This is a genomic window from Mucilaginibacter sp. 5C4 (assembly GCF_034345625.1).
GTDB classification, from domain to species: Bacteria; Bacteroidota; Bacteroidia; order Sphingobacteriales; family Sphingobacteriaceae; genus Mucilaginibacter; species Mucilaginibacter aurantiaciroseus.
In genome coordinates this window covers 2,097,740-2,111,965 of record NZ_CP133775.1, presented here as the reverse complement: position 1 = coordinate 2,111,965, position 14,226 = coordinate 2,097,740, and the positions used below count along the sequence as shown (strand labels likewise).

The 14,226-nt window shown below is 44.2% G+C and carries 12 protein-coding genes; 8 read left to right on the top strand and 4 right to left on the bottom strand.

The window, feature by feature from the left end; translation table 11 throughout:
* The first annotated feature begins 7 nt into the window (after window positions 1-7).
* The 5 genes from RHM67_RS10045 (at window position 8) to RHM67_RS10025 (ending at window position 6,690) form a co-directional block, all read left to right on the top strand.
* Window positions 8-1,510, top strand: a complete 1,503-nt coding sequence (locus RHM67_RS10045) for a RagB/SusD family nutrient uptake outer membrane protein (RefSeq protein ID WP_322232078.1) — start codon at window positions 8-10, stop codon at window positions 1,508-1,510.
* 82 nt (window positions 1,511-1,592) lie between these two features.
* Window positions 1,593-3,875 carry a GH92 family glycosyl hydrolase gene (locus RHM67_RS10040; protein WP_322232077.1) on the top strand — a complete coding sequence of 761 codons (2,283 nt, stop codon included), beginning with the start codon at window positions 1,593-1,595 and terminating at the stop codon, window positions 3,873-3,875.
* Between the two features lie 28 nt (window positions 3,876-3,903).
* Window positions 3,904-5,022, top strand: a complete 1,119-nt coding sequence (locus RHM67_RS10035; protein ID WP_322232076.1) for a Gfo/Idh/MocA family oxidoreductase — start codon at window positions 3,904-3,906, stop codon at window positions 5,020-5,022.
* Between the two features lie 203 nt (window positions 5,023-5,225).
* Window positions 5,226-6,137 (top strand): polysaccharide deacetylase family protein, encoded by a 912-nt coding sequence (locus RHM67_RS10030; RefSeq protein ID WP_322232075.1) that lies wholly within the window; start codon window positions 5,226-5,228, stop codon window positions 6,135-6,137.
* An 82-nt stretch (window positions 6,138-6,219) separates the two neighbouring features.
* Window positions 6,220-6,690, top strand: coding sequence for a nuclear transport factor 2 family protein (locus tag RHM67_RS10025; RefSeq protein ID WP_322232074.1), 471 nt, complete (start codon window positions 6,220-6,222; stop codon window positions 6,688-6,690).
* Window positions 6,691-6,851: 161 nt separating this feature from the next.
* Here the strand turns inward: RHM67_RS10025 and RHM67_RS10020 are convergent, their stop codons facing one another.
* Complete coding sequence (locus RHM67_RS10020; RefSeq protein ID WP_322232073.1) at window positions 6,852-7,106, bottom strand: hypothetical protein; 255 nt, start codon at window positions 7,104-7,106, stop codon at window positions 6,852-6,854.
* 129 nt (window positions 7,107-7,235) lie between these two features.
* Here RHM67_RS10020 and queG point away from each other — a divergent pair, with 129 nt between their 5' ends.
* Window positions 7,236-8,177, top strand: a complete 942-nt coding sequence (queG, locus tag RHM67_RS10015) for a tRNA epoxyqueuosine(34) reductase QueG (RefSeq protein ID WP_322232072.1) — start codon at window positions 7,236-7,238, stop codon at window positions 8,175-8,177.
* A gap of 195 nt (window positions 8,178-8,372) precedes the next feature.
* Here queG and RHM67_RS10010 read toward each other — a convergent pair whose 3' ends face one another.
* Window positions 8,373-9,389 (bottom strand): exonuclease domain-containing protein, encoded by a 1,017-nt coding sequence (locus tag RHM67_RS10010; protein ID WP_322232071.1) that lies wholly within the window; start codon window positions 9,387-9,389, stop codon window positions 8,373-8,375.
* A gap of 119 nt (window positions 9,390-9,508) precedes the next feature.
* Between RHM67_RS10010 and RHM67_RS10005 the strand changes: the two genes are divergently transcribed.
* Window positions 9,509-11,479, top strand: a complete 1,971-nt coding sequence (locus RHM67_RS10005) for a DUF3857 domain-containing protein (protein WP_322232070.1) — start codon at window positions 9,509-9,511, stop codon at window positions 11,477-11,479.
* Entirely contained in the window at window positions 11,479-13,386 is a 1,908-nt protein-coding gene (locus RHM67_RS10000) for a DUF3857 domain-containing protein (protein ID WP_322232069.1), read from the top strand. The genes RHM67_RS10005 and RHM67_RS10000 overlap by 1 nt, the downstream gene beginning before the upstream one ends.
* Here the strand turns inward: RHM67_RS10000 and RHM67_RS09995 are convergent.
* Window positions 13,383-13,505, bottom strand: a complete 123-nt coding sequence (locus tag RHM67_RS09995) for a hypothetical protein (RefSeq protein WP_256474436.1) — start codon at window positions 13,503-13,505, stop codon at window positions 13,383-13,385. The two genes, RHM67_RS10000 and RHM67_RS09995, sit on opposite strands and share 4 nt — an antisense overlap.
* Window positions 13,506-13,542: 37 nt before the next feature.
* Window positions 13,543-14,145 (bottom strand): C40 family peptidase, encoded by a 603-nt coding sequence (locus RHM67_RS09990; RefSeq protein WP_322232068.1) that lies wholly within the window; start codon window positions 14,143-14,145, stop codon window positions 13,543-13,545.
* Window positions 14,146-14,226: the final 81 nt, after the last annotated feature.

Here is a 14,226-nt window from a genome sequence, read left to right as displayed (position 1 = left end):
TAGTATTATGAAGTTTAACTTAAAAAAATACAGGGCCGGTATATTATTACTGATCCTTACAGCATCTGCAAGCAGTTGCAAAAAATACCTCGACGAAGAAAGGAGAGATAATTTTAATACCGCTAACTACTTTACAACCGCTTCGCAAGCGCAAACATTTGTAAACGGTATTTACTCATCGTTGTACATGTTCCAAAATGGGGATGCCTACGGCGAAAGCCCGTTCATCACTTTAGAACTTTTTGCGGGCCATGCAACAACGCTTGGGCAAAGTGTGAATAATAAGCAGGTAATAAACCAAACTACAAGCCCAACAAATCCGGGTTTTGAAACGGTGTGGTCAAACAGTTACGCGGCAATAGCAAATGCTAACGTAGCACTTAAACGTATCCCGGCTATTGCCATGCCGGATGCTGATAAGAAAAAACTACTTGGCGAAGCGTACTTCCTGAGGGCTTTCTTTTACTTTCATTTGGTAAGGTTATATGGCAATGTGCCATTAATAACAGAGCCGGTTACCATCACCAGCGAAACCCTTTATCCTGATCGTTCGCCTATAGCATCTGTTTATGACCTGATAGTAGCCGACCTTAAAGCCGCGAAAGATTCGGGCTTACCTGCTACCGAACAAACCGGCCGTGTTTCGTTAGGTGCTGTGCGTACATTATTAGGCAGCGTTTATTTAACTATGGCGGGCTATCCGTTGCAAAAAACCGAGAATTACGCATTGGCAGCTGCTGAGGTGTTACCGGTTTTAACACAATACAGCTTGTTTAATGATTATGCTTACCTGCATGACAATGCCCATAAAAACCAGGGAGAATTGATTTTCCAGATAAACTACAAAGTGGGTGTACAGGAAAATGCTATTCCACAATTAACTATACCGTTTAACCTGCAGGTTGGTGCTTATGGCGACCACTTAGGCGCTATGTTACCTACTACCCAATTTATTGCCAGCTACCCTGCCGGTGATAAACGTGCTAAAGAAAGGGAATTTTTCTACAGCAGTTATCCAAAAGATAAAGATCCTTCAACGATAATTACTTTTGAAAAACCGGCCCTTTATAAATTTTTCCATGTAGAAAGTGCATTAGGTAATGGTAAAAGCGACGAAAACTGGACGCTGTTCCGTTTACCCGAAGCTCAGCTAATTTACGCCGAGGCACAAAACGAAGCAGATGGCGCACCTAATGCAACAGCAATTGGCGCTCTTGAAGCTATACGCGGCCGCGCGCAACTTACCCCGTACGGCGCTTTATCTCAAACAGCGTTCCGCGAAGCCGTTTGGAAAGAGCGTTACCTGGAACTTTGCTACGAGGATAAAGCTTATTTTGATATCCAGCGTACACATAAGATCTACGTTGTGCCGGGTGGTATATTTGCCGATGCAACATCAACTGCAAACGAGCAGGGTATTACTATGAAAACTCAATACTACCTGTGGCCAATACCACAGCGCGAGATAAACACAAACCCTAAGTTGAAACAAAATCCCGGGTGGCAATAATTTTACAATATAAAAGACTGGCAATACCCGCCAGTCTTTTATATTTACTGCCGGTTTACATCTATTATACTTTAAATCACACATGAAAAAAAGATTCCTTCTTTTAAGTGCCCTCCTGTTTGCAGCTTCTTCATTTGCACAACAGGTTGCTAAAGTAATTGACCCTGTTGAATGGATCAATCCGCTGATGGGTACGCAATCAAAATACGACCTGAGTAACGGCAACACCTACCCCGCCATTGCCGTGCCCTGGGGCATGAACTTTTGGACGCCTACAACAGGTAAAATGGGCGACGGATGGCAGTACACTTACGATGCCTACAAAATAAATGGCTTTAAACAAACCCACCAGCCATCGCCATGGATGAATGATTACGGGCAGTTTGCCATTATGCCGGTAACCGGTGAGCTAAAAGTTTCGCAAAAAGGCCGCGAAAGCTGGTTCTCGCACAAAGCTGAGATTGCAAAGCCATACTACTACAGCGTTTACCTTGCCGACCATGATGTTACTACAGAGATAACACCTACTGAGCGTAGCGCGCAGTTCAGGTTCACTTACCCGCAATCGAACAATTCTTATATTATAGTCGACGCGTTTGATAAAGGATCATACGTAAAAGTTATCCCGGGCGAGAAAAAAATAGTTGGTTACTCTACCAAATATGCCCGCGGCCCGCTTAAGAACTTTAAGAACTACTTTGTAATTTATGTAGATAAGCCCATTACAACCGCACAGGTTTACAGTGATACCACTTTAAAAGACGGTTTAGAACTTGATGCCAAGCACGCTATGGCGGTTATCGGTTTCAAAACTACAAAAGGCGAAAAAGTGAACATGAGGGTAGCCTCATCATTCATCAGCATTGAGCAAGCTGAAATAAGCCTGAACAGAGAGATTGGCAAAGATAACTTCGACCAAACCAAACTAAAAGCAAAAGCCGTTTGGAACAAAACCTTAAGCAAACTGGCTGTAGAAGGTGGTTCGGTAGAGCAGGTAAAAACATTTTACTCTTGCCTTTACCGCATGCTGTTCTTCCCAAACAAAATGTACGAACTGGATGCCAAAAACCAACCGGTACACTGGAGCGCTCAAAACGGACAGATCCTACCGGGTTATAAATTCGCGGGAACAGGCTTTTGGGATACCTTCAGGGCTTTATACCCATTCCTGAACCTGGTTTATCCATCTATCAATAAAGAGATGCAAGCCGGTTTGGTTAATGATTACAAAGAAGGCGGATGGTTGCCCGAGTGGAGCAGCCCCGGTTATTCTGACGTAATGGTGGGTAACAACTCAGCCGCTGTAGTATCTGATGCCTACCTGAAAGGTGGTCGCGGATATGATATCCAAACGCTGTATCAGGCGCTTTTACATGGTGCCAATAATGATGGCCCTAATGCTACCGGCCGCGATGGTGTAGATTACTACAACACATTAGGCTATGTACCATACGATGTTAAAATAACCGAGAATGCAGCCCGTACTTTAGAGTATGCTTTCGACGATTTTACCATTTACAAACTGGGCAAGGCATTAAACCGCCCTGCATCTGAAACAGAGATCTACCGCAAACGCAGCATGAACTATAAAAACCTGTTTGATAAAGAAACCGGTTTAATGCGTGGTAAAAACAAGGATGGTAAATTCCAGTCTCCGTTCAATCCTTTCAAATGGGGCGATGCCTTTACCGAGGGTAACAGCTGGCACTACACCTGGAGCGTGTTCCACGATATCCAGGGCTTGGTTGACCTGATGGGTGGTAAACAAAAATTCAGCGCCAAACTGGATTCAGTTTTCAGCCTTCCTCCTATTTTTGATGACAGCTATTATGGCGAAGTGATCCACGAGATCCGCGAGATGCAAATTGCCGGCATGGGCCAGTATGCACATGGTAACCAACCCATTCAGCATATGACCTACCTGTACAACTACTCGGGCGAGCCATGGAAAACCCAATTGCACGTGCGCGATGTGATCAACAAAATGTACCACTCTGCCCCTGACGGTTATTGTGGCGATGAAGATAACGGCCAAACATCAGCCTGGTATGTATTTTCGGCAATGGGCTTTTACCCGGTAACGCCTTCTACAGATCAGTACGTTTTAGGTGCACCGCTGTTCAAAAAAGTGACCCTTACTTTAGAGAACGGCAAAACCGTTACCATTAATGCTGCTAAAAACAGCCCTGCAAATAGGTTTGTAACCAGCTTAACTGTAAATGGCAAACCATATACAAACAACTGGTTAAGCCACAAAGCGCTGCAACAGGGGCAAGTTTTAAACTTTAATATGTCGGCTGTGCCTAACAAAGCAAGAGGTACAAAAGCTGCGGATGTGCCTTATTCACTGTCAAATGAGAAGTAATTCGAATATAAAATACATTAAGCTTATAATGTGCCTGATACTTGTATCGGGCACATTGATGTCGTTTGCGCAGGTTACCCCGGTCGTTAAACCAGTGCCGCCTACCATACCAGTTGTACCTGTATTACTAAGCACACAAAAAATTGGGATAGCAGGACTGGCGCATGATCATGTGCACAACATCCTTGGCGATTACCGCGACGGCAAAGTGCTTATTGTAGGTATAGCCGAGGCTGATAAACAGTTGCGTGCCCGTTACCAGAAGCAATATAACCTACCCGATTCTATCTTTTTTGATGACCTTAAGAAACTGGTTACCACCAAAAAGCCTGACGTGGTTTTAGGGTACAACCCGGTTGCCAAACACATTGATATTGTGGAAGTTTGCGCCCCGTTGGGCATATCTGTAATGGTAGAAAAACCATTGGCAGCTACCCTTGCACAAGCCAGCCGTATGGAGTTTTTAGCTTTAAAATACTACATTAAGCTTATGACCAATTACGAAACTACCTGGTATCCATCTTACCAGCATGTGTACAATGTGGCCTCTAAGGATAGCCTCGGGCAGATCCGCAAGATGGTAGTGCATGATGGCCACCAGGGGCCAAAAGAGATAGGTTGCAGCAAGGACTTCACCAACTGGCTTACCGATCCTGAACTGAACGGTGCGGGTGCCCTTAACGATTTTGGCTGCTACGGCGCCGACCTGATGACCTGGCTGATGAATGGCCAGAAACCTATAGCGGTTACGGCTGTTGCCCGCCATTTTAAGTTACAGATTTACCCAAAAGTGGAGGATGACGCTACAATCATTGTAGAATACCCTACCGCAACAGGTATTATCGAAGCATCCTGGAACTGGCCATTCTCCATTAAAGATCTGGAAGTATTTGGGGATGAGGGATATATGCACGCGCTAGACAAGGATAACGTAATTACCCGCATCGACAAAAAACCGATGACCACCATTATTGCCCCGCCATTGTTAGCACCAAATGACCACCCTATCTCGTACCTGCAACAGGTTGTAAACAACAGGCAAAGGGGTATTGCCGATAGATCGTCACTTAAATATAACATGATAGTGATGCAGATACTGGATGCCGCCAAGCGGTCTATAGCAGAAAATAAACGAATAGTACTTTAGTACTATCCGCAAAAAATTAAAGCCCGCAAATAGCGGGCTTTTTTGATTTTAGCGGTAGAAATGACGACTTTTTTTCGCCTTTTTTTCACCAAAAAACGACCTTGGTTTTCCAAAAATCGGTATCGAAATAAAATTTATTAACAGTTAATACATCCCTTTTAGATTTATACTAATTTAGCGGTTCAAAAATCATCATCCGTATTATGTTAAAGCAATTTTCGGCAGTATTGCCACTTGTACTTTTTGGCATGGTAGCATGCCAGTCTAAACCAACATCGACAGACAAGGCCTCTGCAGACAGCGCCAAAACTGCAACCGAAGAAACTTCATCGCCCGTGGCAAAACTGGCTACCGGCCCTATTGATAAAGCCGCTGTTTTGGCCCGCAAGCAGGTACCAATTGTTTGCTACCACCAAATTCGCGACTGGAAGGCTAGTGACTCTAAAAATGCTAAAGACTACATTGTACAAATTGCCGCTTTTAAAGAACACATGAAAATGCTGGCCGACAGCGGTTACCACACCATACTGCCCGATCAGTTGTACAATTACCTGGTTGCAGGCGCGCCGTTGCCTAAAAAACCAATCATGTTAACATTTGATGATACCGATCTTGACCAGTTTACAATAGCCGCTCCCGAAATGAAGAAATACGGTTTTAAAGGCGTTTTCTTTGTGATGACGGTATCAATAGGTCGCCCGCATTACATGACTACCGAGATGATCAAAAAACTGTCTGACGATGGCAATGTAATTTCCAGCCACACTTGGGACCATCACCGTGTAGACAAATATTCGCACAATTCAAACCTGGTTATTAAAGGACTTAACGGTAAGATCACTAACCGACCTGTTGACGACTGGGTTACCCAGATAGACAAGCCAACTAAAAAACTAGAAGAAATAACCGGTAAAAAAATCCATTACTTTGCTTACCCATTTGGCATCTGGAAAAAACCTGTATTACCTGAGCTTGATAAAAAAGGATTTAAGATGGCTTTCCAGTTAGCTGATAAACGCGACCCGGATTACCCATTGTTGACTGTACGCCGCATATTGGATAGCGGTTACTGGAGCACTAAAACGTTTGGTAATAGCGTAAGGAATAGCTTCTAATACAAAGATACGAAATTTGAAACCCTCTTTTGCAATGCAAAAGAGGGTTTTGTTTTTAAATGACAATCCTTACTTTTAAACCATGACAATTACCCTACGCCCTATCCTGTTCGTATTATTGGCTACGGCCTTTGCGGCATGCAACAATAAGCCCGAAACGCCCGTGGTTAACCAAACCGAAGCATCAAAACAGATAATAGACGAGCATTTTCGCTACCTGAACGATAAAGACCTTAAAGGCTTAGTTGCACAATACGCCGACAAGGCAAAAATAACCACTACCGATTGGGATGGCGAAACCGTTGGCCCAAAAGGTGCCGATGAAATATTCCACCAGGTATTTTATGTATCGCCCGATGCCAAATATTTGGTTGACAACGTGATCAATACCGATTCGACCGTGGTTGTTGAGTATGATGTTATTGGCCTGAAAGAAAAAGCCGGCAGCCCAATACGTTACGACCTGCGCAACGCCAGCATTTTTAAGATAAAGAGTGGTAAGATAGTCGCTGAGGCTACATACTCAAATTCGAAGTTGTACCATAACAGGTAGTAGTATCCTCCGCGCGTAATTGCGAGGAGCGATAGCGACGTGGCAATCTTCGACGTGCTTGTCGCCTACTCTTCTATCGAAAATTGCCACGCTACGCTTACAGCAATGACGGGTTTACAAACAAACAATAAAGCCTTTCCAAAATGGAAAGGCTTTATTGTTTACAAATTTTCGCCTGCCGGGCCCTGCCCTTTATTAGAAGAGGTTTGCTCTGTTGGGTTTTCCAACTCGGGGGTATCGTTGGGGATATCTGCTGCTACAGTTTCCGGTGTAACGGTCGGGATCTTTTTAGCAAGGTCCTTATCGTTTACATCATATTTTAAAGTTTCGTTGTCAACATTGGCCACGTTTCCGGTTATGTCGTGGTTTTGGCCCTGGCCATTAGCCCTGTCAAATCCTGCTGGTTTATTTTCCATAGTTGTATTATTTGCATATAACCTACCAAAAGCCATACCATTATTTAAAAAGAAAATTATTTAATACATATAAAATTATTGGCAAAGCCTATCGCATTCAAAAACATTGCATTATAGTATCTTTGCGCCATGCAGCAAAACCTGTCGGCATATTCGCAACTCATAAAAACCGAGGCCAAAAACCTGGGCTTTTTGTTTTGTGGCATAGCCAAGGCAGACTTTTTAGAGCAGGAAGCACCCCGGCTGGAAGCATGGCTGAACAAAGGCATGCACGGCGAAATGCGCTACATGGAAAACTACTTCGATAAACGGCTCGACCCGCGTTTACTGGTAGATGGGGCCAAGTCGGTTATCTCCCTCGGGCTAAACTATTATACCAATTCCACACAGCTGGATCCATCGGCACCCAAAATTTCCAAATACGCTTACGGTACTGATTACCATAGTGTTATTAAAGATAAATTAAAGCATCTATTAGAAGTTATCAACCAAAAGATTGGAGAGGTTGGCGGCCGTGCGTTTGTAGATTCGGCACCGGTATTGGATAAGGCATGGGCAAAAAAAGCGGGCATGGGCTGGGTTGGTAAAAACAGCAACCTCATTAGCAAGCAGGCAGGTTCATTCTTCTTTTTAGCAGAGCTGATCGTAGATATTGAACTGGAGTATGATATTGAGCCCACTGCCGATCATTGCGGCACCTGCACCCGCTGTATAGACGCTTGCCCTACCGATGCCATAGTTGGCCCTTACGTGGTTGACGGCAGTAGGTGTATCTCCTACCTTACCATCGAACTCAAGAACGAGATTCCGCAGGAATTTAAAGGCAAAATGGATAACTGGATGTTTGGCTGCGACATCTGCCAGGACGTTTGCCCCTGGAACCGCTTCTCCGTACTCCACAACGAACCATCCTTTACCCCTCACCCGGAATTGCACGGCCTAAAAAAAGAGGACTGGGAGGATATTACGACCGATGTATTTCAAAAGGTGTTCAAGAACTCGGCTGTGAAACGGACGAAGTTTGAGGGACTGACAAGGAATATTCAGTTTTTGAGGAGTAATGATTATTGACAGGTGATTAGAGATTAGGAATAAAATAAAAAAAGAGACGCGAAGTATCGCGTCTCTACAGGAATAATATTGTAGAGATGCGATACTTCGCGTCTTTAATAAACTTTTCATATCGAAGATTGCAACGCTATAGCTCGCAATTACGCGCGGAGTTGAGGCACGCAGAAAAACTAACCTCTAACCTCTAATCTCCAATTAACTCTTCTTAAATTTCATCGCCAGCTGTGCCAGCATATCTTCATCTACAGGTTTTGCAGGCTCTTCTTTCCTTTTAACAGGCTGGCTGTTTAATTGCGGGCTGCTTTTGGGGCTGTTGTTTTGGAATGCCGGTTTTGGTGCTTGTGGCTGGGCAGGTGTTAATGCAGCGGCAGGTTGTGCCGGCTTATTTTGCTGGCGTTCTGCTACCCGCTTGGCGTTCCAGCGTTTGTAAATTTCTTCAAGCTTACGTTTGGTATACAGCGGGAAATCACCCTGCATCATCCACGAGTAATAGCTTGGCTCAGCACTAAGTACATCCTCTACCCTTTTACCTTTGTGCTTGCCAAAGTTTATGGTTTCTTCACCCTGCTCATTATATACCATGCGGCCGGCAAAATCAACCGGGCGGCTCAGGTTGGTAAACTTGTGTAAGGCCTCTACATCACCCACAACGGGCGTGCTTTTAACACCTTTTTTATCTTCCCATTCCTGGTTCTCGTAACGCTCTATCTGCGCCAGCAAAACCTCCATGGTGGCGCGGGTATCAGCCTCGGCCGAGTGCGCGTTGATAATCTGTTTATCGCAATAAAACTGGTAAGCAGCCCTCAAAGTACGCTGCTCCATCTGGTGGAAAATGTTCTGCACATCCACAAAATGGCGGTTATCCAGGTCAAACTGGATGCCCGCGCGTAAAAACTCTTCCATCAGCATGGGTATGTCAAACTTGTTGGAGTTGTATCCCGCAAGGTCGCTATCGTGGATAAATTCGGCTATTTGCTGGCCAATTTCATGAAACTGTTTCTCGTCTTTAATATGCTCATCATAAATGCCGTGCACTAACGATGATTCTAAAGGAATTGGGATGCCCGGGTGTACGCGCAGGGTTAGTACATCCTCGCTGCCATCGGGGTTAAGTTTAATAACAGATATCTCTACGATGCGGTCTGCGCCAATATTGATACCGGTAGTTTCCAGGTCGAAAAAGGCCAGGGGCCGTTTTAATTGTAATTTCATTTTTGCTTATCAGTAGTACAAAGGTGGTAAAACTATCAAAATTATCTGCACACTATTTTTGGTGTAAAATGTCGGGATATTTTCATATTTTCAGGTCAATAGATTACAACCTAACCTACATGAACAAATTTTTACTTAACCTGCTGATATTCATTTCTTTTACCACGCTGGCATCTGCACAGGATTTCCCTTTCGGCAAATTCACCGTGGATGAAATGCACCTTAAAAACTACAAGAACGATACATCCGCCCACGCCGTAGTGCTAAACGAATTCGGCTCATCCCGGATAGATATCGCCGGCGACGACCACATTAAAACCTTTTTTAAATATCACACCAAAATAAAAATACTGGATACCAAAGGTTTCGGCAAAGGCACCGTAGCTATCTCGTTCTATGATAGCCAGGATACACATGACGAAGTTATAGACGTTAAAGGTACAACCACATATATTGATGAAAGTGGCGGGATAAAAATTACCGAACTTGAACCATCAAAAATATACACCACAACCGAAAACAAGTATTGGAAAACGATCAAATTTGCCATGCCTAACCTGCGCGCAGGCTGTATAGTTGAATACAAATACACAAAATTACTACAAGGTTTTGGCAGGATGCCGGCCTGGGAGTTTCAGGATGATATCCCGAAGGTAAATTCGCAATATGAAGTGCATATCCCTGCTTTTTGGACATTTAACGCCATGATCCGCGGGCCGTTAAAACTTACTAAAAGCAAGGCCGATGTTGAAAAAGAATGTTTTAGCAGCCACGGCTCAAAGTGCGATTGCTCGTACTTAACCTACGGCATGGCCGATATCCCGGCGTTTATTGAAGAGGATTATATGACGTCGTCAAAAAATTTCCTGTCGGCCATATATTTTAACCTGGAGGAATGGACAAACCCTTATACCAATGTTAAAAATAAAGAAACCAAAGAATGGAAGGATATCGACTACAACTTTAAACATGCCGATTACTTTGGTTCGCAAATAAAAAAGAACCTGCTTAACCCGTATATAGCCCCGGTAATAGCAGGTAAAACTACCGAAATGGATAAAGCCGTGGCCATCTATCGCTTCATACAAAAAAACATTAAATGGAACGAGATCAATTCGCGCGGCAGCGACGGTGTTAAAAAAGCGCTTGATAAACACACCGGCGATGTAGCCGATATAAATTTAGCACTGGTAGCCGCCCTAAATTCGGCAGGGATCAAAACAGATGCGGTACTACTATCAACCCGTGGTAACGGCTTGGTGAGCAGGCTTTACCCTGTAGAGAGTGAATTTAATTACGTTATTGCCAAAACCACGATAGGCACGGATACCTACCTGCTTGATGCCACCGACCCTACACTGCCATTTGGTATGCTGCCTATAAAATGCCTTAACGACCAGGGGCGGGTAATGAGCCTCGATAAGCCATCGTACTGGATAGACCTTGTTGCTAAACAAACGCAAAACACTGTCAGTAATTTAGAATTTACCCTACAGCCCAATGGCAAGCTTAAGGGCACCATCACCACCTACTCCATGGGTTATGCGGCCTTCAATAAACGCAAGGAGATCAAAAAATTCAATACCGTTGATGAGTATGTAGAAAACCTTGATGAGAAGCTGGTTAAGACGAAGATCCTGAAATCGACCATTAGCAATGTAGATAGCCTGGATGTACCGCTGGGCGAAGTTTACGAGGTTGAGATTGATGTATTTGACAACCTTAACCACAACCGCATGGCGTTTAACCCTGTTTTGTTTGACAGGCATACCACTAACCCCTTTAAACTGCAGGAGCGCAACTACCCTGTAGACTGGGGCGTATCATCAAACGACAGGTACACCTTAACCATGCACCTGCCTGCCGGGTACGCCATTGAAAGTTCGCCGCAATCTACCGGTGTGGCCTTACCAAACAAAGGCGGCAAATTTTTAACGGAATTTAGCGGTGCCGACGATACGTTCACCTATTCTAATGTGATCCAGTTCACAAAATCTGTTTACGCGCCAGAGGAGTACCCTTACCTGAAAGAATTATACAATAAAATAATAGCATCGGAGAAAACCGAGATAGTAATCAGGAAAAAGTGATGAAAAAGGTTTTAACACTCTTATTTTTATTGGGTACAGCCGCGTGCGCGAATGCCCAGGCAAATTATGAGGTAAGCAGGATCCCGAAAGAGCTGCTGCCTTATTCAAGCGCCGTTGTGCGCGATGAAAGCGTTTACACCCAGGTAGATGGCGGTAATACGCTATACCATATCAAAAAAGCCATTACTGTACTCAACAAAAATGGCGACGACCTTGCCCATATTGTGGTTTGGCACGATAAAAGCAACATTATAAAGGGCATTAAGGGGGCGGTTTATGATGAATTTGGAAAGCTGAGCAGCAAGTTTTCTGAAAAGAACTTTGAGGACCAGGATGCTTCTAATGATTTCTCGTTATTTGAAGATTCGCGGGTGAAACATTATATCCCGTCGATAGGATCGTACCCGTACACCATAGAATATGAGTATGACCTGAGATCGAGGCAAACATTAAACATAAGGGATTGGAAACCCAACCCATACCCGGGCTTAGCCGTAGAGAAAAGCTCCTACACCTTTGCCTGCAAGCCAGATTTCGACATCAGATATAAAGAAATAAACATCCCGGCTAAGATGGTTGCCGGCTACACTAAAGAGGGCCTTAAAACCCGTACCTGGCAATTAAGTAACCTAAAAGCGGCACGAAGCGAACCTTACAGCCCTATTAAAGATACTTACTTAAGCACGGTTAAAATAGCACCTAAACATTTTGTTTACGCGGGCATCAGCGGCAGTTTCAGTAATTGGAATGAGTTGGGCAAATGGAATAATGATAAGTTATTAGCTAACAGGCAGGCCCTTCCCCCCGCTACCATTGCACAAATAAAAGAATTAACGAATGGCATTATCGATATAAAACAGAAGGCCAAAAAGATCTACGAGTACATGCAGGGCAAAACCCGTTATATTAGCGTACAGGTAGGCATTGGCGGCTACCAGCCGTTTTTGGCAAGCGATGTAGATAGGTTGAGCTATGGCGATTGTAAAGCATTGGTTAATTATACCCAGGCATTATTAAAGGCCGCGGATGTCCCATCGTGGTATTGCGTGGTAGAGGGCGATAACGCCAAAATAAGCATGCTTGATGATTTTGCCAGCATGGGCCAGGGCAACCATGTGATACTTTGCCTGCCACTAAAAAATGACACTACCTTTTTGGAGTGCACCAGTCAAAAGATCCCCTTTGGTTTCTTAAGTGATTTTACCGACGACCGTACCGTACTGGCCTGCACGCCCGAAGGTGGCAAGCTTTTGCATACCCCAAAATACACCGCTGCGGACAACCTGCAAACCCGTAAGGCCAACCTGGTAATAGCAGCCGATGGTGAACTGAGCGGCAGCATAAACACGGTTTATAAAGGCACCCAGTATGATAACCCCGAAAGCTTGTTTGACGAGCCTTTGAAAGAGCAGGTAAAAATTATTCAAAAGATGTATGCGCACATTAACAATCTTAATGTAGAAAAGCTGGAAATTAAAAAGGATAAAAAGGAAATGCCGATAGCAACCGAAAGCCTGGTATTTAACGCCTACGAGTTTGCCTCGCGCGATAATGGCAAGCTTTACTTTTCGCTTAACCCGCTAAACCGCAGCAGCAGCATCCGCGATGTGCGGAACCGTACAAACCCGGTTTACATCAACCGTGGTTATGTGGATGAGGATGAAATTGTTTACACCCTGCCTGCAGGTTACAAACCGGATATGGAGCCGATTGATGTAAGCATGAGCAAACCCTTTGGTAAGTTTAAGATGAGCAGTGCTTTTGCAGATGGTAAGTTAACATTTAAACGCCGCGTGGAGTTGGTAGATGGCACCTACAGTAAAGATACCTACCCCGACCTGGTGGCCTTTTACCAGCAAATTGCCGAAGCCGACAATTATAATATGGTGTTGGTTAAAACTAATTAGCTAAATATGATGATACCGAGTATGATACCAACGATCATGATCACATACAACAGGATCTCGGTACCGGCGTAGCGCTTATATTTAGTCCAGAAAGAATAGTCGTTTTTAGGATCATCCATCGGCACAAAAATACCAATAATAGTTAAGCAATGGTTATTAATCTACCTGTGCCGAAGTAGTTTCGCTGATTGAACCACCACGCGAGAAGAATTTATAGATGCCATTATCATGCAGCCTGGCTACCATTACACCTTTGCGGGTGCTGGCATGTACAAAATAACCGTTTTGCAGGTACACGCCTACGTGGCTATATTGCTTGCCGTCAAAGTCGAAGAAAACCAGGTCGCCCTCTTTTAATTTCTCTTCGTATTTGCGTTTTACAACGTTTACTTGCTGGGCGCAGGTGCGTGGCAGTGGTTGGTCGTATACCTGTAGTTGAAGTAGAAAAACTAATCCGGAGCAATCTACACCATCTTTATCCATCCCGCCGAAACGGTACGGTGTGCCGTACCATTCATCTATAAAGCTATACAAACGGCCGTTTTGGATCTCGTTACGCTTTATCCCCATTAATGCCGAATACTTTTCAGCTATTTCTTTATCCGGCTTTACCATAACGTACGGGCCACGCCTAACCGGGATGCCGTTTGGGGCAAGATCGGCATTATTCCTAACCGTCAGTTTTTTTGAGTGACAAGCGGATAGCAGGATCGTGGCAGCAAAAAATAATAACAGGCGTGATTGGCGAGGTATTAGCATAATCTAAAGATATCTGTTAACGATAAAATATTGCATGGGGATTTATAAACATATTAACAAGCCCCACCCAAACCCTCCCCG

Coding starts and splice junctions, on each gene's coding strand:
- RHM67_RS10045 (WP_322232078.1), top strand. CDS start 8: ATGAAGTTTAACTTAAAAAAATACAGGGCCGGTATATTATTACTGATC.
- RHM67_RS10040 (WP_322232077.1), top strand. CDS start 1,593: ATGAAAAAAAGATTCCTTCTTTTAAGTGCCCTCCTGTTTGCAGCTTCT.
- RHM67_RS10035 (WP_322232076.1), top strand. CDS start 3,904: ATGTGCCTGATACTTGTATCGGGCACATTGATGTCGTTTGCGCAGGTT.
- RHM67_RS10030 (WP_322232075.1), top strand. CDS start 5,226: ATGTTAAAGCAATTTTCGGCAGTATTGCCACTTGTACTTTTTGGCATG.
- RHM67_RS10025 (WP_322232074.1), top strand. CDS start 6,220: ATGACAATTACCCTACGCCCTATCCTGTTCGTATTATTGGCTACGGCC.
- RHM67_RS10020 (WP_322232073.1), bottom strand. CDS start 7,106: ATGGAAAATAAACCAGCAGGATTTGACAGGGCTAATGGCCAGGGCCAA.
- queG (WP_322232072.1), top strand. CDS start 7,236: ATGCAGCAAAACCTGTCGGCATATTCGCAACTCATAAAAACCGAGGCC.
- RHM67_RS10010 (WP_322232071.1), bottom strand. CDS start 9,389: ATGAAATTACAATTAAAACGGCCCCTGGCCTTTTTCGACCTGGAAACT.
- RHM67_RS10005 (WP_322232070.1), top strand. CDS start 9,509: ATGAACAAATTTTTACTTAACCTGCTGATATTCATTTCTTTTACCACG.
- RHM67_RS10000 (WP_322232069.1), top strand. CDS start 11,479: ATGAAAAAGGTTTTAACACTCTTATTTTTATTGGGTACAGCCGCGTGC.
- RHM67_RS09995 (WP_256474436.1), bottom strand. CDS start 13,505: ATGGATGATCCTAAAAACGACTATTCTTTCTGGACTAAATATAAGCGC.
- RHM67_RS09990 (WP_322232068.1), bottom strand. CDS start 14,145: ATGCTAATACCTCGCCAATCACGCCTGTTATTATTTTTTGCTGCCACG.